We start from the raw sequence: 19,838 nt of genomic DNA on the forward strand, positions 1-19,838 counted from the left end.
TCGCTCAGGCGAGATCGACTTGTCGCGGTCGCAGAATCTTTTCGAATTCTTTTCTTAAGATGCAATAGCAAGCGCACGCCTGCTTCTCCAGACCAACGCGATCGAGAATTTCAATGCTGCCTCGGCCGTGCCGAATCAAGCCTGCATCGTGAAGTTTGCCCGTCGCCTCGGTGACGCCTTCTCTTCGCACGCCAAGGCTGTCCGCGACGCCTTGTTGGGTGACGCGCAAAACCATTGACGGCGCCCGGTCCGCTTGCGTCAATAACCATCGGCACAATTGCTGGCGCAGCGAATGATGTCGGTTGCATGCGGCTGTTTGTGCAACCTGTGTCAGCAACGCCTGCGTGTATAGAAGCATTAAACGGCGCAAGAACGCCGAACGGCCGATAAGTTCACGCAACGCATGAGCCTTGATGCGGTACGCAGATCCGGGAAACTGGACCTGAACACGCGTTGGCATGAACTTGCCGCCCGTTAGCACCGGTAAACCTGTCATGCCCTCACGGCCGACCGCCGCAATCTCGGTAGATGCACCGTCCTCCACCATGTGAAGAAGCGAGATGATCGACGTAGTCGGAAAATAGACATACTGCATTTGTTGGCCGGGATCATACAGGCGTTGTTCGCTACGCAGTTCGATCAACTCCAGATGGCGCGCGATCTCTTTCCACTCCGGCGCGGGAAGCGAACATAGCAAGGCATTACCATGCAGATCCGATGTCAAATTCAGCATGCTCTTCGCTCGTTTAAGCTATCGCATAACCTTAGCATTTTTTCGTTTGCAGGTTGCTTTTAGCCTTAAGCGGTTGTTGGTCTGGCAGCTGTCCTGTCAAGCGAAAGCTATAAGCGCTTAGCGTCTTCGCGGTCGTTTTGTTAAGGCGCCATCAGGGGTCTGATCTTAAGCCTTGAACGGCTTTTGTCGAAGTGGGACAGCCAGCTAAGAACCTGCTTCTTTAGACGTTAAGGCATTAATGGCTGAATTTCGCTCAAGCGTCTTTGAAGATCGCCACCGCTGATTCTTCTTCTTAGAATCGAACGAATCGCTCTGTTGCCAGCCATCGTCGTGAGTCAAAAATCCGGGCACGACTATCTGTTGTTTTAGGCAAAGTCAGCCACCCGACCTCTGCCACGCGCCGACTGCATCCTTGCTATCTTGCTGCCGATAGTGACTCTCGCATTTTCCACAAATGCTCGCCAACACGTGCATGAGCACAACCCAATTCTTTCTAAATAATTCTATTTTCCTGTCATATACATTTCATCATCCGGCCTTACATTCCTCTTTCGACGCTGCACGCGGGCCGAGTGCCTAAGCAGCCTGATCCCCCGATCATCGATAAAAACAGGAACTCCCCATGTCCGACCGGACGAATCTTTCCCGCCGCCGCACGCTTAAACTTCTTGCGGGGGCGCCGATGTTACCGCTCGGCGGATTCGCCGCCGCCACGACGCTCGCCGGCTGCGGCGGCAGTGATTCCAATGCGGCCCCGGCTGCCACCGCGACGTTCGCAAGCGCGGCATTCACGTCGATGGCCGCACCCACGCTCAACGACCCCGCGTCGATGGCGACGACCACGGTGAAATCGTCACTCAACGTCACGTTCGCGGACGGCACCACGCAAGCGTACAAGCTCGCCTATCAACCGTTCTTCGTCACCGGCGACATGGTGCCGAACGGCAATGGCGGCAACATCCTTGCAGGCGGTTATTACGATATCAACGGCCAGCCGATCATCGATACCTCGGTGCCGGGCAAGGAGCGTCAGTTCTATTCCGACTGCCCCGACGGCAGTTCGTTGCTCATGCTTGCCAATGCAACGGTGCCGGGCATCAAGGGCAAGACCGTATTCGCCGTGGTGCAGTTCGAATACACCACGCGGGATCAGAGCCTCGCGTCGCAGTACGGCCAGTTACCCTCGCCTATCGCGGTATTGACGCTCGATCAGAACCCGACGACGGGCCACCTCACGCTGGTGAAATATCACAACGTAGACACCTCGAAAGCGAACGGTCTATGGATCACGTGCGGCGCGAGCCTTTCGCCCTGGAATACGCACTTGTCGAGCGAGGAGTACGAGCCGGACGCGTCGAGCATCGCGAAGAACGCGCAGTTCAAGGCTTTCAGCCTAGCGCTATACGGCAACGCGACGCGCGCCAATCCCTACCACTACGGGCACTTGCCGGAAGTCACGGTGAATCCGGACGGGACGGCATCGATCAAAAAGCATTACTGCCTCGGACGCATCTCACACGAATTGATCCAGGTGATGCCGGACCAACGCACCGTCATGATGGGCGACGACGCGACCAACGGCGGCTTGTTCATGTTCATCGCGGACAAAGCGGCGGACCTCTCGTCAGGCACGCTGTACGTCGCCAAGTGGACGCAGACCTCGTCGGCGGGCGCGGGATCGGCGAACCTCTCGTGGATTCGCATCGGCAATGCCACGAGCGCTGAAATCGAAGCACTCGCCGGATCACTCAAAGCAGCCGACATCATGGACATCGCCACCGCGGACCCGGCGGACGCCAGCTACACGAAGATCAATTTCAACGGCACGTTCAACTGGGTCCGCGTCAAGCCGGGCATGGACAAAGCGGCGGCGTATCTGGAAACGCACCGCTATGCGGCGCTCATCGGCGGCAGCATGGGATTCACGAAGCTCGAAGGCACGACGGTCAACGCGAAGGACAAGATCGTGTACACGGCGATGTCCCGAGTCGAGAAATCGATGGTCAAGGGCAACGCGGCCTCGCGCGATGTCGCGGTCGACAAGACCATCGTCGCAGGCGCCGTGTACGCGCTCAATCTCAAGGCCGGTCAGAAAGACGTGACGGGCGCAGCGATAGACAGCGAATGGGTGCCGGTCGACATGGCCGCGCCCGCCGCGCTCGTCGGCGAGGACCTGGCTGCGCCCGACGCGCTCGGCAACCTCGCGAACCCCGACAAGATCGCGAATCCGGACAACCTGAAGTTCTCGGAGAAGCTGCGCACGTTGTTCATCGGCGAAGATTCCAGCACACACGTGAACAACTTCCTTTGGGCCTATAACGTCGATACCCAAACGCTTGCACGCGTGCTTTCGTGCCCGTCGGCGGCGGAATCCACCGGATTACACGCGGTCGACGAGATCAACGGCTGGACCTACATCATGAGCAACTTCCAGCATGCGGGCGACTGGGAGAGTCCGCTGCATGACAAGGTCAAGGCGACCGTCGATCTTTTACTGCGCGCGAATTATAAAGATCGATTCGGCGCGACTGTCGGTTATCTCACTGGCGACGCGAGCAGCATCAGGCTGGCTAAAGCTTGAGAAGCGGCATGCCGGCACTTCGCCGCATCTGCAATAGATGAACCGAACTTGAATCTGCAGCCAGGCCCGCAGTGTCGCTCACGACCGTCGGGCCTGACGATTAAAACCGCTACGACGCGTTCGCCTCAAGCAAACTACTTGACGGCACCCGACGACATGTCCGAACTCTGCGGCATGGCTTGCGACGAAGCTTTGTTGCCCGGCTCATAGGTTCGGTTCACATCGCCCGGATCTCTGTTCCACGGACTCGACACTGGCTCGCTGTGGTAGGTCCTTTCGGACGTAGCAGCGCCATGAGCACCACCGCTGCCGCTCCCGCCGTTACCGTTTCCGCCCGCCAGCGCGGGCATGGACACCAGCGCGGACACGAGTGAAGCCAACACGCACGAAACCTGGACATGCGACGCAGTCTTTGCCATTTCGGAACTCCTTAAGGACCACGAGCCTCGACACCCGTGTTCGATTCGTCGGTCTGATTTTGATAGAGCCGCGACGGGTCAAACATGCCGCAGCAAAATCAAATACGTAGAAGCCTGGGTGTTGGATGCAGCATTTCTTTTATTCATCAGAGTATGCAGTTGCTTTCCGCCAACGAGCAAAGACGATCGACGGGTACAAATCTGGCTAAAGCGCTCACTTGGAGCGCCGATCGAGGAACGAATTCAGCGCTCGGTCCCGACCATCCAGAGAAACTCATGCTCCCTTACAGCAGACAGGGCCAAGGCGACGTCACCTTCGTGCTCATGCATTTTTTAGGCGGCTCACACCGTACTTGGTTTCCTACCTTGCCTTTTCTCGACCATGAACACCTTTGCGTCGCGCTCGATACCCCCGGCTTCGGCGATGCCGCGCATATCGAAGGCTACAGCGTGAGCGAGATGGCCGATCACATCGACGCTACCATCCGTGCATTGCAACTCGAACGTTGCGTGCTCGTCGGTCATTCGATGACGGGCAAAATCGCGGTTGTGCTCGCGGCCCGCAAGCCGGACTATTTGGCAGGCTTGATCCTCGTCGCGCCCTCGCCTCCCGGACCGCAACCCATGAGCGAGCAGGACCGGGAACAGCAACGAGCGTATGGCAAGACTCGGCCGGAAGCGGAAGCGTTCGTGGATGAATCGAGCGCACACCGCTTGCCGGATGATGTTCGCGAAGTCGCAATCCACGATGCCCAACGCGTCGATCTCGTTGCCTGGCGCGCATGGGTGGATGGCGGCAGCAAGGAGGATTGGAGCGATCGCATCGGTACGCTCGATTATCCGGCGTTGCTCGTTTGCGGCGCGGACGATAAGCAAGTGCCCGGTCCGGACGAGCAACGCATGACAACATTGAAGCATTTTCCGAATGGCAACGTGAGCGTGATCGATGGCGCAGGCCACCTCATGCCCTTGCAGACGCCGCGGATCTTGGCACAGGAGATGCTGAAATTCGCAAAGGCGCTTTAGCCACGACGACTTGCGTGGTTGCGGAATCAATCGACTAAGGGGAATTCATGGACTTGGGAATCAGGGGGCGCGTTGCGCTCATCACCGGCGCGAGCGGCGGCATTGGTCTCGCGGTTGCAAAACAATTGAGTGAGGAAGGCGTGCATCTGGTGCTGTCGGACGTGGATCAACAAAAGCTCGAAAAGGAAAGCGGCGCGCTCGCGCAATCCAGCTTGTTGATTGCGGCCGATATGACCAGGCAACAAGAGGTAGACGATCTCATCAAGCGAGGCACGGAACGATTCGGGCAGATCGACATCGTGGTTCATACGGCTGGCGTTACCGGCGCAAAAGGCGATCCGCTCGCACTGGCGGATGCAGACTACGAGGAAGCTTGGGCGACCGACTTTTTTTCGGCTGTACGTGTGGCTCGTGCGGCCATTCCGCCCATGCGTGCGAAAGGCTGGGGGCGCTTCGTTTGCATCACGTCCGAGAACGCGGTGCAGCCTTACTGGGAAGAGGCGGTGTACAACGTTGCCAAGGCCGCGCTTGCTGCATTCATCAAAAATCTGTCCTACAAAGAGGCTGCACAAGGCGTGCTGTGCAATACCGTCTCGCCTGCATTCATCGAAACCGGCATGACGAACGGCATGATGGAAAAACGCGCCAAGCAAATGGGCGTGTCCTTCGACGAGGCGGTCAAGAGTTTTCTCGACGAGGAACGGCCGGGAATCGTTCAAAAGAGACGGGGTCAGCCCGAGGAAGTCGCAGCGGCCATCGCTTTGCTCGTTTCGGATCGTGCGTCCTTCATCAACGGCAGCAACGTTCGGGTGGATGGCGGCTCGGTTCAGGCAATCCAGAACTGATTTCGATTCGAAGCGCGCACGCTCGCCAGACATGCGCGCTTCAAAGCCAGCCCATTGCCGATGCCTTGAGCGTTGCCGCCGCGCGTGTCGAGCATTCGAGTTTGCGAAAAATATTCTCTACGTGTGTGCGCACCGTGCTTGGACTCAAGACGAGTTCGCGTGCGGCTTCCTTGTTACTCGCGCCGCGTGAGATCGCTTTCAAGACGTCGATCTCTCGCACGGAGAGCAGCGCACGCGACGGAGCATCGCTTACCTGATGTCTTACGGGAGCGTCGGCGTCGGTGAGCAGCGCATCGACCGCATTGGCATCGAAGCGGCCTTTAGCGACTTCGTCGAGCATTCTCTGTGCGGCCTCGTTGGGTGAAAGCGCCGCTCGCCACGGACGCAGGGAACGAAGCGCCACCCACGCAACAGACGCGGCCAGCACGCGCGCTTCCAACCCAAGCGCCTGATCGCGCACGCCGCGAAAATAGCCCGAGCCGTCGAGGCGTTCATAGGCATACGATGCGACCTCCGCCGCTTCACCTATCGCGCCCGCCAGACGTCCCGCACGCGACGTCCAGTACGGCACCAGACGCACCTTTTCCCACGCGCTTTCGCTCAAACGCTCCGGTTGATTCCACACCGCGTTAGGCACCGACGCGCGGCCAATGCCGTGGATCAACCCGGCGTGATAGACCCGGGCGCGCGCTTCATCGCTCGAGGTGAGCCGGGCGCACGCCGCCAGTGCCGTCGATGCAACCGCGCGCGAGAAGCCCGTCATCCACGGAAGTTTGAGGTCGATGACGTCTGCGATCAACTCCGGCGAAGTGGTCTGCCGCATGTGCGCGGTTGAAAGAACCGCATCGACTTCGGCGGGCGTCAAGCAATTTAACTCCTTCAGCCAGTGCACCGCATGGCGCTTCGCATATCCTACAAGCACTGCCGGATAGCGCATGTCAGCGCGCTTCGCGATTTTAGCGAGCGCCCCGTCCACGCCATACACGCGGCTGTAGATTTCCAGATCGCCCGCTAGCGAGACGATGGACACAGGCACGGGAACCGCTTCGTGCGTGAGATGCGAAGGCAAGCCGCGACCGTCCCACGTCTCGAAGATGTGCCGCAACGCCGTTTCGGTCGCGCGCGCGAGTCCGAGCATGCGCGCCACTTCTCCCGCGACCTCGCAATGGGTCACGGCAAGCGGCGTGAGCGCCGCGCCAGCGTCGCCGAGCGCTTCGAGCGGTTCCGCCCAATCCGGATGATCCTCGAGCATGGCCTGGCGAAACGCTACATCGTCACCGAAAACCTGCGCGAAGCCCGACGCATTTGCCGTGCAACCGGACCAGCGCAGCAACGCCGCCTCGCGCACTACGTCGGCATTCGCGATCGCGAGACCGGCCGCACTCGCCAGACGCGAGGCGAGCCACGCCGTACGAGGCGAGTGGTCGGTTGGCTGCCCCATGCTCAAGTCACCGATGAAGGCGAGCGCCTTCACACAATCGAACACGAGCAAGGGAGACTGGCCGGCTTCCTGATCAGTCATGGGATGACCACGGGAGTTTTGCACGGAAATGCGCCCACTATACGCGACATCAATTTCCCATAGCCTCGGTCATTTGACCGATGCACAGTGCACGCGCGAGGTGCAAAGATCTCGGTCATCGTGAAGCGCCAACCAGTCATTGCAAGGAGTCACCATGTCCGACTACTCACTGCCAGAAAAAACGCTCGCCAACGCAGAGCGCTGGCTCAAGAACTACTATTTCACCCGCGCGGCGGTTTCGATCGTATGGGTGGCGCTGGCCTTCTTGGTCGGATTGCACTCCGTGGCCGGCGCGGCGGTTTTGCTGGTCATCTACCCGGCATGGGATGCGCTCGCGAACTATATCGACATGTCGCGAAGCGGCGGGAAGACCGGCAATCGCACGCAGGCGATCAACGTTGCGATCAGCGCGGCTACGACCGCCGCCGTGATCATTGCGCTCAAAACGAATACGGCATGGGTCCTCGGCGTCGTCGGCGTCTGGGCCATCTTGTCCGGGCTGCTTCAACTCGCCACCGCGTTACGTCGATGGAAGCGCTTCGGCGCGCAATGGGCCATGGTTCTTAGCGGCGCTCAATCGGCACTTGCAGGATGCTTCTTTCTGGCGCTTACACCCGCACCTCTTACGCTTGCGATTTCGAAGATAGCCGGTTACGCGGGCGTCGGTGCGGCCTACTTCCTTATCTCGGCCTTGTGGTTATCGGCTGCGCAATTTCGGCGCCATCGCGCGAGCACGGTCTGAGCAATCGAGCGCGCCGAGATGGGTTGCAGCGAAGAACGCCCTTACAACGACCGCGATGTACAGCACCTTTATTTGTACCCCTGCGCCTGTAGGCCGAACAGGTGCGCATAACGTCCATTCAGCGCGAGTAGTTGTCGATGGCTTCCGCTTTCCAGTATCCGCCCCTGGTCCAGCACGATGATTTGGTCGGCTCCTCGCACGCTCGAAAAACGATGTGAAATCAGAATGGACATCCGCTGCCCTGACTGCGCCTGAAACTGCTCGAACACCCCAGCCTCGGCTTCGGGGTCGAGGGCGGCGGTCGGCTCGTCGAGAATCAGGATATCCGCGCTTTCTCGCATATAGGCCCTTGACAGCGCAATCTTCTGCCACTGCCCGCCAGACAGTTCTCGACCACCCGCAAACCAGCGTCCAAGTTGAGTCTCGTATCCGTTCTCCATCTGCTCGATGAACGCGGCAGCCATGCCCTTCTGTGCCGCTTCGCTCCATCGGGTCCTGTCCGAGAAGGCTTCGATATCGCCGACGCCCAAGTTCTCGCCAGCCTTAAACTGGTAACGAATGAAGTCCTGGAAAATGACACCGATCCGGCGGCGCAGTGTGTATTCGTCCCACTCCTGGAGGTCCGAACCATCGAGAAGGATACGACCGGCGGACGGCGTGTAAAGGCGCGTGAGAAGCTTGATGAGCGTGGTCTTGCCCGAGCCGTTCTCGCCTACCAAAGCGAGTGTCTGCCCGGGCTTCAAATCGAAGCTGATGTCGGTCAGTGCCGGGCGCTCGGCACCCGGATAAGCGAACGACACACGCTCGAACTGCAGACCGTGTCCCGGATACGTTCCTTGAGTCAGATGACCGGAGCTCACGTTTTCGGGCTGCGCGAGGAACTCGAACAAGTCGCTCAGGTATAGACCATCCTCGTAGAGCCCGCCAATCGAGGACAGGCTGCTGCTCACCGCACTCTGACCTTGCCTGAACAGCACGAGGTACATCGTCATCTGACCCAGCGAGATGGCTCCGCTCACCGTCTCAAGGACAATCCATGCATAAGCCGCGTAGAAGGCGATGGTGCCGACCACGCCGAGCAGAAAGCCCCAACCGTCTCGTCGCAACGTGAGTGCGCGGTCTTCGGCATAGAGCTTCTCGAAGGTGTCGCGATAGCGCTGCAGAAGAAGCGGGGCAAAGCCAAACAGCTTGACTTCCTTGATGTTCGCTTCACTCGAGAGCAGAGACTCGATGTAATTCTGCTGTCTGCTTTCGGGCGTCCTTCGCCCAAAGAGCCGGAAGGCGCTACCCGAGAATCGCGCTTCGGAAATAAAGCTCGGAATGGCACCGACGACCAGAATGACAAGCGCCCATGGCGAAAACCTCACGAGCAACACCGCGAAAGTCGTGACGGAGATAAGGTTTTGTACCAGACCGAGCGACTTCATCACGAGCGACAACGGCCGTGAAGACGCGTCTCGCCGTACTCTTACAAGGCGGTCGTAGAACTCTGAATCCTCGAATTGAACGAGACTCAATTTTTGAGCCTTCTCCAATATAAGCAGGTTGACCTTTTGCCCGAGTTGCGCGCGGAGTAGCGCCTGCAGCAAGGACAACGACCGCTGGCTCGCCGCAAGCGCGATGAGCACCAATGCTTCGAGGAGGAGATAGCGAACGACCGGCCAATGTAAGCGATGCGCTGGTTCATGAGAGGCCGTGACGACCGCGTCGACGATACGCTGCCCAATGACCGCGGCCGCCGCGGGAAGCACGCCGGCAACGATGGTCGCGACGAGAAGCCCACTGAGAAATAGCGGTGACGTGCTCCAGACGAGCATGAACGCTTGCGTAGCTCGCTTGAGAAACTCGCCGACCTGACGCAGCATTTTCATGGTTCTGCTAGGCGACATTAGAATGAGAGATGATCCGGAATATGCAGTGGATGCCTGGTCGCACGTGGCGAGCCCGCCAACGTAGACGGTCCCGTTGTCCGCGAGACGAGCTTACCTCACAACGAATGGCAAGACCGCATGAACAGACGTGCGCAGACCGTATGAGCGGTCGGTAAGAAAACACGCTTTTCCGGGAACTCCCACCAACGGCATCCGCTGCTTCGCTTCCGGACGTGCGGAAATCTGGAGCTGCAATGGCTGGGAGCCTTGGAAATAGAATACAGTCCGGCAGTTCAGCACGCGGTTATGGCCGGCGTCCGGACGGCAAGATGGATTGACCACAAGGAAGACGCATGGACTTCGATGCAGTCGTATTGGGCGGGGGTATTGTCGGAACGTCGATAGCGATTCATTTGCAGCGCCGTAGACTCGCCGTTGCACTGATCGATCGCAAGCCTCCAGGCAATGAAACCTCACTCGGCAATGCAGGGATAATTCAGCGCGAGGGCGTTTATCCCTATGCTTTTCCTCGCGACCTCGCCAAGATTGCCAGGTATGCGAGCAATCGCGCCACGGACGTTCGATTTCATGCGGCGGCAATGCCTAAGCTAGTGCCGTTTCTTTATCGTTATTGGCATCATTCGCGTGCCGACCGTCACGCAAAGATTGCGAAGGCTTACTCGACCCTCATCGAACACAGCGTCTCGGAGCATCGCGAGTTGATCGAAGCGGCCGGAGCGCAATCTTTAGTGCGAACGCAAGGCTGGATAAACGCTTTCCGAACTTCAAAAGCGTTCGAAGCGGCCATGGCGGAGGCGTCGCATTGGCAGGACGCCTATGGCATCCCGTTCGACGTTCTCGCCGATGGCGCTTTACAGGCAGCGGAACCCTCTCTTGGTCCCGCGCTCAGATATGCAATCCGGTACTCGTCGGCGGAGTCCGTGAGCGATCCATCGGGGCTCGTCGGCGCTTACGCAAACTTATTCGAAAAGCTCGGCGGCACGTTCTTCATTGGCGACGCGTCGACACTCGAGTCCGGGTGGCGGGTCACCACCGAGTCGGGTGTGGTCACCGCGGACCAGGTCGTCGTTGCCTTGGGACCGTGGGCCAATGACGTCACGACGAAGCTGGGTTACGCGTTGCCGCTCGAAGTAAAGCGCGGCTACCACATGCACTATGCGGCGAAGCCTGGAGCAACGTTGAATCAGCCCGTTCTCGATGCGGAAATCGGTTACGTCATCACGCCGATGGTTCGTGGCATCAGATTGACGACCGGCGTCGAGCTAGGCCTTCGTGACTCACCGAAAACGCCTGTGCAACTGGAGGCCGTGGAGCCCTTCGCCCGTCAGACGTTTCCAATCGGCGAACGTCTCGACGAGGTGCCCTGGCTCGGACGCCGGCCTTGCACGCCCGACATGATGCCTGTCATCGGCCGCGCACCGAATCATGAGAAGCTTTGGTTCGCCTTCGGGCACGCTCATCACGGGTTGACACTCGGCCCCGTTACCGGACGGCTCATCGCCGAGTTGATGACGGGCGAAGATCCGTTCGTGGACCCGCATCCGTTCCGGGCGGAGCGGTTTTAGGCCGCTTAGCGTTTGCAAGGCAAGTGCAGCAACGCGAGCACATCGAGGGAACATTCCCGCATGGCACGGCACGTCGTGTCATACCGCGAGCAACGGTGTTGTTATGATTGCGTCGTCGCGAGGCAACGTTACGCGACGACGCCCCTCGTCCTCGAGTTCCCTGATGCTCACGCACCATCTATCGTTTTTCAAGCGCCCTTGGTGGGGTGTCATGGCGCTGACTTTCGCGGCGTTCATCTTCAACACCACCGAATTCGTGCCCGTCGGTTTGCTTACCGCAATTGGTAACAGCCTCGACATGCGTCCGACCGACGTCGGCGTGGTGATGACCATTTACGCATGGACGGTGTCCGTCGCGTCATTACCGTTGACCTTGTTCGTCCGCGAAGTAGAACGCCGCACCCTGCTAATGCGCGTCTTTATCGTGTTCATACTCAGTCATATCGTGACTGGAGTCGCGCCGAACTTCGAGATATTCGTACTGGGTAGAATCGGCATTGCGTTTGCGCATGCCGTCTTTTGGTCGATCTCCATCCCGCTCGTCGTGCGCCTGGTTCCACCGGACGGAGAGCGCCGTGCACTCGCGATGATATCGATCGGAACATCGGTCGCCATGGTGGCCGGTGTCCCCATCGGACGAGCGATAGGCGATACCTTCGGATGGCGCGCGACCTTCCAGATCATCGCAGGCGCAGCGGTGCTCGGCATGGGCGCGTTATGGTTGACGTTGCCAAAACTCGATAGCCAGGGTTCAGGTTCGTTGAACAGTCTGCCAAAGCTCCTCAAGACACCCGTGCTGGTCGCGCTCTTCGCGGTGACGGTTCTTACGGTCTGCGCGCACTTCACTTCCTACACTTATCTCGAACCGTTTGCTCGCGCCGTGACAGGCGCGAGCAATATCGAAGTGACATTTCTGCTGGTGCTGTTCGGTGCCGCGGGCGTTCCGGCCGCGGTCTGCTTCAGTCGCTTTTACGCCAACCGCCCCCGCCGGTTCCTGTTGTGGACCTTGTGTGCCCTTGCCGCTTGCTTGCTGTTGCTTTGGCCTTGCGGACAGTACGTCGGCACGCTGTCGATGCTCTTGCTGTTCTGGGGCGTGGCGATCATCTGCTTTGGGCTTGCCATGCAGGCACACGTGCTGCGACTGGCTCCGGATGCGGCGGACATAGCCATCTCGATGTTTTCCGCTCTGTACAATATAGGCATCGGAGCCGGCGCGCTGGTCGGAAAGTTCGTCGCTCGCGATGTCGGGCTAGCCTGGGTCGGAATGTTCGGCGCAGCGGTCGCCGTGCTTGGCGCGGTAGTGTGTTGGCTCGCGTTCATGGCGGCACGTCGTGGCACGCGGCGCGCTGCGCCCTTGTTGACTCACTAGCGAGCCGCGTGGTCGGGCGTGGTTGGTCGGATGTCACCCGACCCGTGTCGACTTTCGTGAACCGCACGTCTTGCAAGAGCATCGAATACTCGAGGCCGGTGAGTGTTCCTTGCGACAAAGAAATCGAATAGGCGCGCTCCCGCGCGTGCATCTGAGTAACTGGCTTCGATCGTCGTTCTTGCGCGCCTGCGTCGCACGAATCGTCGGGACGAAACAGCATTGGAAGTCGCAAACAAAGAGGCTATTAGCAGCACATGGATATCTTTTATCACGCGCCAAGTTTCGAGCAGAACGTCAAGAACGGGCTGGTTGGTTCGATTGGCTCCAGCAGCGCCAAACTGGTCACGCTCTCCCAGCGGCTGCCCAAGCGGATCTGGGTCTTCAAGACGCCAAGAGGTTTGAAGGGCTCTATTCAGTTGCTCGCGTCACTGCTCGTTTGCGATGAACCCAGCGTCGCGGTGCAGTCCGACCAACCGCACATGGTCTTCTACGACGTGTTTTCGCCTGAATCCGTGATTTTTACGGAGTCAGGGACGCCCGAGCGCATCGAAGAAGTCTCGGGGTACTTCCAATACCGGTGGCATGCCGCCTTCAGCGCCAGTTTTAGAGGCGACGTGGGACTGCAGGCCATGGAAGCCGATGTCGTGCGAGGACTGGAGGCACTGGTTTCCGGTTGGGAAAGAGTACAGATGCTCGAACGTGTGAAGAACGTCGATAGCGTTCGGCCTATCAATCCCTTCGCGCCGCGCTGAACAGTCGGAAGCCAGCCGTTACGCTTGGTGTAACCGAATACGCCGTGCGACAAAGCACACGGCACATCCGTGATGGTGGTCGTGGCGCGGCGGCCGCCGGCGTCCGCCTTCAGCCGCCCCGTCTATTCTTCTCCTAACCCGAACAGTGCATTCTGCGCCGGGGTGATTCCGCAAGAAGCGCAAACGCTGCAGTATGGCTTCAAGCCGCTGCAGACCGGTTCCGAGCCAAACAAGTGCTCGCCGGGACGCGGCGCCATAACCACTCCTTGTTCGGGATACACCATGACCGCGATTCCTGTCATTCGATACCAGTCCGAGAATATCGATGGGCTCAACGTGTTCTACAGAGAAGCGGGGCCTTCTGAAGCCCCCGTGGTGCTGCTGTTGCACGGCTTTCCCACGTCCTCGCATATGTTCCGCAATCTCATTCCCATCCTGGCCGAAAAGTATCACGTAGTCGCGCCCGATTACCCGGGCTTCGGTCAGAGCGATGCGCCCGATCACACCGTCTTCAAGTACGGCTTTCAGCATTACGCTGAAATCGTCGATGCGTTGCTCAAGCGTCTTGGCATCGACCGCTTTGCAATGTACGTGATGGACTACGGCGCGCCGGTGGGATACCGCCTCGCGCTCATGGACCCGGCGCGGGTGACGGGGCTCATCGTTCAGAACGGCAACGCGTATGTCGAAGGGCTGCGTGAATTCTGGAACCCGATCAAAGCGTATTGGGCAGACAATTCGGTCAAGAATCGCGAAGCGCTGCACAGTCTCGTGACGCTGGACACGACGATTTTTCAATACACGGACGGCGTTTCGGATGTATCGAGAATCAGCCCGGATAACTGGATTCACGATCAGGCGCTGCTCGACCGGCCCGGCAACCGCGAAATCCAGATGGACCTCTTTCTGGACTATGGGACGAACGTGCCGCTCTATCCTGAGTTTCAGGCGTTCTTCCGTGAGCATCGGCCGCCGACCATCATCATGTGGGGCAAGAACGACAAGATCTTCCCGGAAGAAGGCGCGCATCCTTATCTGCGGGATCTCCCGGATGCGCAAATACACATTCTCGACACGGGACACTTCGCGCTGGAAGACAAGCTCGACGAGATGGCGCCACTCTTGATCGATTTTCTCGATCGCTCGCTCGTGCGATCGAAGACGTAGTAAGCGGGCAGATACCGCAAAGCGCGACGTGACCGCCGCAACCATCGTCCGTCGCGCGCCTGGTACCGAAAGTGTCCCATTCAAAATGTCGACGCTGCGTATAGGACGTCCGCAAGAACTTCGCTCGCGCAGCAACGGTCGAATCGGTCTCACTCGTGTAGACTGCGCCGTGATCTCGACAGATCGGCTGCCTCGACGCGGCTTATCCCGCCGGGTCCGGCGTGTGTCGATATCCGCGTTCGACGCGACCATCGACGCTAAATGGTCTCGAACAACCGGTAGCAGGCCGGAGCGATTACTCTTTCGAGCCGCCAGCGCAAGAACAAATAAAAAAGGGCATCTCTGGAACACCCCCTGACTGAAGCGCAAGTCCAATCTTCGGATAATGATTGGATATGCGAAGCCGCATGTGACGACGTAATCGACGTCTCGACGAATTCCCGATCCGGCGAATTCGATACTGCAACAAGCGCCCTCGCCGTCAATGGCTGGTGTGTCGTGCCAGATTTTCTGACACAGCCTCAGACACAGGCATTGGCGACCGAATGCATGGCGATGTATGCAGCTCAGTTGCTGACGCCCGCCCGTGTGGGTGCCAAACGCGCGGCCACGCTCTTGCGCGGCGACAGTACGCGCTGGTTCCAGCCCGATGCGTTGAGTCCGCGGCAGCAGACGTTCGCCGATCGCATCGAAGCGCTGCAATTGGCGCTCAACCGTGAACTGTTTCTAGGCCTGGTCGATAGCGAATCACACTACGCGGTGTATCGGCCAGGTACCGGATACACACGTCATCTCGATTGCCTGCGCAATAACGACAGCCGCGTGATTTCCGCCGTGTTCTATCTCAACGAAGCGTGGCAGGACGTCGAAGGCGGCGCACTGCGGCTCTACCTTGCCGATCAGACACATCACGACGTCTTTCCACGCGCCGGGACGCTGCTGTTGTTTCTCTCGGCACAATTCGAACACGAGGTACTGCCCGCGACGCGCGATCGCTTGAGCATCGCGTGCTGGATGAGGCAACGAGTGTGACGCTGGCGGCACGCAAGCCACGTTCATACGTTCGCTGGCGGCCGCATGACTGAACGAACGATAGCGAGCGGCCCGGGCCCTCGCTATCGTTGTCCTGCTTCTACGCTTTTACGCTTCGTGACTGAGCGCGGCAGGCGGAATCGGGCCGCGTACGAGCAACCAATAGCCGATCACCGCAACAGCGGCAACGCCCGCTCCCACGAACAGCGCGGGCTGGAACGAATGCGTCTTTTGCACGATGAAGCCCGTGACCACCGGCGCCAGCGCCCCGCCGAAGTAGCCGCCGAAGTTCTGCATCGCGCCGATCGACGCGGTGCAGTTGGCGGGCGCGGCAACGGACGCCGTCGCCCAGGCTGCACTGCTCGATACATACAGAAGCAACATCGAGATGGAGATGAACACGACGGCCAGCGTCGCGCTGTGCGTGAGGCCCGTTAGAATCGTGAAGACGCAGACACCGAAAAGCGATGCGGCCATCGGGTATTTCCTGCTGTTGACCGCCGATACGCCGCGCCGCGCGAGCACGTCGCAGATCTTTCCGCCGGACAAACTACCCACCACGCCGAAGAGATACGGAACGGCCGCCACCCATCCCGACTTCGAGATGGTGAGATGAAATTCCATTTGCAGGTACGTCGGCAGCCATGCGTTGTAAAGCCACAAGACGTAGATCGTGCCGAAGAAACCCAGCAGCATGCCCCACGTCGTTCCGAACTCCAACAGACGGCGCCACTCGCGCCATGTCGGACGGGTCTGCACTTCGCCATCGACGTCGGTCAGATAGGCGCGCTCCCGATGCGTCAGGTCGACCTGACGCGGGTCGCGATGCACGAGGTAGAAGCACAGCGCCACGACGAGGCCCGCGATACCCATGATGCCGAACATCCATCGCCATCCGACAGTCAACATGACGACCGTGAGCAAGGGCGCCGATATGGCGGTGCCGAGCGTCGACGAGCTGTTCCAGATGCCGGTGGCGGCACCGCGCTCTTTCTTGCCGAACCAGTCACGAACGACTTTGGCGCTCGTCGGAAACTGCGGCGCCTCGCCTATGCCGAGCACCATGCGCGCCGTGAAGAACTGAGCGAAACTGGTCACGACGCCGCCGAACGCTTGCGCTATCGACCACATCGCAAGGCTTACAGAAAGCATGACACGCGCACCGAAGCGATCGACCAGCGCACCCGCCGGGAGTTGCGCAAAGGCATAAGCCCATAGAAACGCCGACAGCAACAAACCCATTTCCCCGACCGAAAGGCCGAGATCCTGCCGGATGAGCGGATTCGCAATGGACAGCGTCGCGCGGTCGATGTAATTGATGACTCCGCTCAGGAGCAGCAAAGCAAGGGCGGTACGCTGAATTCGCCGCACTCTCGGTGAAGCCTGGTCATTCGATGCCATGCTCTCAGCATCGCCAAGGTCGGATTCCGGGACATGCGGCGCCGTGGTGGATTGCTCCATGTATTTGTCTCCTGGATGTTTGGTTTTATCAGCGAAGCCGTTTTTTAGATTCGAACGCGAGCAATACTGCATTGGACTGACGCACGATAGCTCCGCCTTAATTAGAAATCCAATCAATTTGCGCGTGATGTGGCCCGGGGAAAACCCGCGTTCTGCCTTGGATCGAGGCGTGCATGAAACGGCAGCCGCCACAAGGTTACCGCGCGCACTCGCCGTAGTTGTAGCAGCAACGGCCGTTGTCACCAGACTGAAATTGGTCTATATTTAGTCTCGTTCAACCTGTAGAACGGAGTATTCGATGCACATTGCCGATCATGTGAAGCCGATCAGCTATTTAAAGAGCGAAGCGGCACAAATCGTCAAGGACCTCGCCGAGTCGGGCGAGCCGCTAATCATCACGCAGAACGGCGAAGCAAAGCTCGTTGTGCAGGATGTGCGAACTTACGAAGCCGCCCAGCAGACACTCGCCATGTTGAAGATTCTGGCAATCGGTCAAAAGCAGATCGAACGCGAGGATTATGTCGAAGGCGATGCATTCTTTTCGGAACTCGACGGATTGGACCGCGAGGAAAGGCTTCGTTGATGCCGGCGCTGTTGAAGTACCGGGTGTTGCCGACAGCCCGAATCGGCATCGAGGAACTGAGAAGTTATATCGTCCGTACTTTCGGCTGGGAAACGTGGCGTCAGACCTCTGCGCACTTGCAGGAGACGATCACGCAAATCCGCCAGTTCCCCGAGAGCGGCCATATTCCGGTTGAACTCGAAGGTTTCGTCGACGACACTTTCCGGCAAGTCATTTCCGGCAAGAACCGAATTGTCTATCAGGTGCGCGAAGGCGTTCTGTACATCCATCTCGTCTGCGACACGCGACGCGATCTGCAAGCGCTCCTTCAGCGAATCGTGCTGCGGCTGATCTGAACCTAGTGGTACCGCACGTCCAAGGACGTGCGCGCGCCACTTAATTGCCGGCATCGTCCGTGGATGAAGCCTCGTCCTTCGTTTCCTCGTGCTTCATATGCGGCTTCTTTCCGGGCTGCGGCGCGTGTTCCGCGTCCGGCGCGATGTCTTCGCCGTGATGTTTCTTTTCCTGCTGCACTTTTTTGTCGTGCGCGACGTTACGGGGATCGGTCATGGATTGTCTCAACGGTTGGTTCGACTTGGCCGCTCAAGTTCGCGACACCGAAAAGGCAGCGCAGATTCCGGGCCAGCTACCGGCGCGAAGCTGGCGACGCGTTCCGTTGAGCTGCCAGTTCGCATCGAGAAATTTGCCCGCGGTTGGCGAATCGAGCGCACAGGCGCCGAAGGACTTCGAATCCGCGCCGATGTGAGCCACGCCCGTGTCCGGCTCAGCGCGTGGTCAGCGTCTCCGCATTGGCATGCGCCGGCATGTCGTTGCCGCGCACGGCTCTCATCCGCGCATCCTGCCTCAGGCCCCAGATCCATGTCACAGCGAGACAGGGCAGGAGCGAAGCGATCGAATAGCCGACGCCCGCAAGCGGGTTGCCGGTCAGATTGACGAGCGCGAGGCTGATCAAAGGCAGAAACCCGCCGAACACCACGTTGCCGAGTTGTTGTGCAAGGCCGAACCCGGTCGTGCGGCTCTGCGGAGGAAAACACTCGGCGACGAACGCAGGCAGTGGCGCCATGATCATCGCGGTCAGCACGGCGAGTACGGCGATCAGCAGCGAGACGGAGATCCACTGCGACGACGCCGCGCTGGCCCTGATGCCCGCAAACGCCGGATAGACAGCCGCGATCCACATGACGATGCCGATCAGCATCACGCGCGCGCGCCCGACGAGATCCGACAATCGGCCGAACACCGGATAGAGCGGCGCGGCGATCAAGATGCCGGCGCCGAGACACACGTTGGCCGGTGTCGGTTCGACTTTGAGGACGTTCTGCAAGAAATAAAGCATGTAGACGATCGAGGTGTACAGCGACACCGAGGTGCCGCCTTGCGCGCCGAACATCGCCACCAGAATGGCTTTCCAGGACGTTCTGCTCGACAGTGTCTCCTGCAAGGGCCGCTTCGACAGCCGGCCTGCGTCGCGCATCTCCGTGAATATCGGCGTCTCCGTCATGCCGAGCCGTATCCACGTGGCGACGGCCACGATCGGCGCGGAGATCAAAAACGGCGCCCGCCATCCCCACGATTCGAAGCTGGCCGTATCGAGCGAAAGCTTCAGGGCCGACACGACGACGAGCGCAAGTAGCAAACCGATGCTCGCCGTGCTCTGCAAGACGCTGGTCGCCATGCCCTTGCGGCCTTCCGGCGCATGCTCCATGACGTACACGACAGCCGAACCATACTCGCCGCCGAGCGCGACGCCCTGCACGATGCGCAATGTGAGCAGCGCGATGGGCGCGGCAATGCCAGCAGATGCATAGGTAGGCAAACAACCGATGCCGACGGTGGCAATTCCCATGATCGCGAGCGTGATGACGAAGGTCTTCTTGCGGCCAATGCGGTCGGCCATCGGACTGAAGATCACGGTGCCCAGCGGGCGGGCCACATACGCGATGCCGAACGTGGCAACGCCGGCCAGCGCCGCGACGGACTTGTCCGTGGAAGGGAGGAACAGATGCGTGAGCGTCGCCGTCAGCGCGACGTAGACGAAGAAGTCGTAATACTCGAGCATCGTTCCGAGACTGGACGTCACGATTATGCGCAACATGCCGGGCCGACCATGCACCTTGCCTGATTCTTTGTTCATGTGTGTCTCCTCCAG

Annotated in this window: 18 protein-coding genes; 11 read left to right on the forward strand and 7 right to left on the reverse strand. The window is 59.5% G+C overall.

The genetic code is table 11. The annotated features are described in order from the left end of the window. Nucleotides 1-4: 4 nt before the first annotated feature. Nucleotides 5-733, reverse strand: a complete 729-nt coding sequence (locus ACYQ47_RS11075; RefSeq protein WP_244830457.1) for a Crp/Fnr family transcriptional regulator — start codon at nt 731-733, stop codon at nt 5-7. A gap of 622 nt (nt 734-1,355) precedes the next feature. On the opposite strand from ACYQ47_RS11075, the gene ACYQ47_RS11080 reads away from it, so the two are divergent. Beyond that, on the forward strand, nt 1,356-3,314 hold the full coding sequence (locus ACYQ47_RS11080; RefSeq protein WP_459905403.1) for a PhoX family protein: 1,959 nt from the start codon (nt 1,356-1,358) through the stop codon (nt 3,312-3,314). Between the two features lie 134 nt (nt 3,315-3,448). On the opposite strand, the gene ACYQ47_RS11085 is transcribed toward ACYQ47_RS11080, so the two are convergent. After that, complete coding sequence (locus tag ACYQ47_RS11085) at nt 3,449-3,733, reverse strand: hypothetical protein (protein ID WP_244830459.1); 285 nt, start codon at nt 3,731-3,733, stop codon at nt 3,449-3,451. 324 nt (nt 3,734-4,057) lie between these two features. On the opposite strand from ACYQ47_RS11085, the gene ACYQ47_RS11090 reads away from it, so the two are divergent. After that, on the forward strand, nt 4,058-4,759 hold the full coding sequence (locus ACYQ47_RS11090; protein ID WP_459905490.1) for an alpha/beta fold hydrolase: 702 nt from the start codon (nt 4,058-4,060) through the stop codon (nt 4,757-4,759). A 47-nt stretch (nt 4,760-4,806) separates the two neighbouring features. Then, nucleotides 4,807-5,604 carry an SDR family NAD(P)-dependent oxidoreductase gene (locus ACYQ47_RS11095; protein WP_459905404.1) on the forward strand — a complete coding sequence of 266 codons (798 nt, stop codon included), beginning with the start codon at nt 4,807-4,809 and terminating at the stop codon, nt 5,602-5,604. Between the two features lie 40 nt (nt 5,605-5,644). On the opposite strand, the gene ACYQ47_RS11100 is transcribed toward ACYQ47_RS11095, so the two are convergent. Beyond that, nucleotides 5,645-7,126 carry an HD domain-containing phosphohydrolase gene (locus tag ACYQ47_RS11100; RefSeq protein ID WP_459905405.1) on the reverse strand — a complete coding sequence of 494 codons (1,482 nt, stop codon included), beginning with the start codon at nt 7,124-7,126 and terminating at the stop codon, nt 5,645-5,647. 154 nt (nt 7,127-7,280) lie between these two features. Here ACYQ47_RS11100 and ACYQ47_RS11105 point away from each other — a divergent pair, with 154 nt between their 5' ends. Further along, on the forward strand, nt 7,281-7,868 hold the full coding sequence (locus tag ACYQ47_RS11105; RefSeq protein ID WP_309958492.1) for a DUF308 domain-containing protein: 588 nt from the start codon (nt 7,281-7,283) through the stop codon (nt 7,866-7,868). Nucleotides 7,869-7,936: 68 nt separating this feature from the next. Here the strand turns inward: ACYQ47_RS11105 and ACYQ47_RS11110 are convergent, their stop codons facing one another. After that, nucleotides 7,937-9,739, reverse strand: a complete 1,803-nt coding sequence (locus ACYQ47_RS11110; protein WP_459905406.1) for an ABC transporter ATP-binding protein — start codon at nt 9,737-9,739, stop codon at nt 7,937-7,939. Between the two features lie 353 nt (nt 9,740-10,092). On the opposite strand from ACYQ47_RS11110, the gene ACYQ47_RS11115 reads away from it, so the two are divergent. From ACYQ47_RS11115 to ACYQ47_RS11135, 5 genes are all read left to right on the forward strand, one after another. Next, entirely contained in the window at nt 10,093-11,325 is a 1,233-nt protein-coding gene (locus tag ACYQ47_RS11115; RefSeq protein ID WP_459905407.1) for an NAD(P)/FAD-dependent oxidoreductase, read from the forward strand. Nucleotides 11,326-11,488: 163 nt separating this feature from the next. Further along, nucleotides 11,489-12,694 carry a sugar transporter gene (locus ACYQ47_RS11120; RefSeq protein WP_284509434.1) on the forward strand — a complete coding sequence of 402 codons (1,206 nt, stop codon included), beginning with the start codon at nt 11,489-11,491 and terminating at the stop codon, nt 12,692-12,694. Between the two features lie 254 nt (nt 12,695-12,948). Beyond that, a complete protein-coding gene (locus tag ACYQ47_RS11125) occupies nt 12,949-13,446 on the forward strand; it encodes a hypothetical protein (RefSeq protein ID WP_250494719.1) in 498 nt (165 codons plus the stop codon). Nucleotides 13,447-13,728: 282 nt separating this feature from the next. Further along, a complete protein-coding gene (locus ACYQ47_RS11130) occupies nt 13,729-14,613 on the forward strand; it encodes an alpha/beta fold hydrolase (RefSeq protein WP_459905408.1) in 885 nt (294 codons plus the stop codon). Nucleotides 14,614-15,162: 549 nt separating this feature from the next. Further along, on the forward strand, nt 15,163-15,645 hold the full coding sequence (locus tag ACYQ47_RS11135) for a 2OG-Fe(II) oxygenase (RefSeq protein ID WP_459905409.1): 483 nt from the start codon (nt 15,163-15,165) through the stop codon (nt 15,643-15,645). A gap of 108 nt (nt 15,646-15,753) precedes the next feature. Here the strand turns inward: ACYQ47_RS11135 and ACYQ47_RS11140 are convergent, their stop codons facing one another. Then, nucleotides 15,754-17,106, reverse strand: a complete 1,353-nt coding sequence (locus ACYQ47_RS11140) for an MFS transporter (protein ID WP_250468246.1) — start codon at nt 17,104-17,106, stop codon at nt 15,754-15,756. 298 nt (nt 17,107-17,404) lie between these two features. Between ACYQ47_RS11140 and ACYQ47_RS11145 the strand changes: the two genes are divergently transcribed. Further along, the gene (locus ACYQ47_RS11145) at nt 17,405-17,689 is read left to right on the forward strand and encodes a type II toxin-antitoxin system Phd/YefM family antitoxin (protein ID WP_244830477.1); all 285 of its coding nucleotides are present in this window, start codon (nt 17,405-17,407) and stop codon (nt 17,687-17,689) included. Continuing rightward, a complete protein-coding gene (locus ACYQ47_RS11150; protein WP_250468245.1) occupies nt 17,689-18,024 on the forward strand; it encodes a type II toxin-antitoxin system RelE/ParE family toxin in 336 nt (111 codons plus the stop codon). Before ACYQ47_RS11145 ends, ACYQ47_RS11150 begins: the two co-directional genes overlap by 1 nt. Nucleotides 18,025-18,064: 40 nt before the next feature. Here ACYQ47_RS11150 and ACYQ47_RS11155 read toward each other — a convergent pair whose 3' ends face one another. Together ACYQ47_RS11155 and ACYQ47_RS11160 are read right to left on the reverse strand one after the other, a co-directional pair. Then, complete coding sequence (locus ACYQ47_RS11155) at nt 18,065-18,238, reverse strand: hypothetical protein (RefSeq protein ID WP_250494715.1); 174 nt, start codon at nt 18,236-18,238, stop codon at nt 18,065-18,067. 214 nt (nt 18,239-18,452) lie between these two features. Next, nucleotides 18,453-19,823, reverse strand: coding sequence for an MFS transporter (locus ACYQ47_RS11160; protein ID WP_459905410.1), 1,371 nt, complete (start codon nt 19,821-19,823; stop codon nt 18,453-18,455). Between the last annotated feature and the right edge of the window lie 15 nt (nt 19,824-19,838).

Source organism: Caballeronia sp. HLA56 (genome assembly GCF_054655155.1).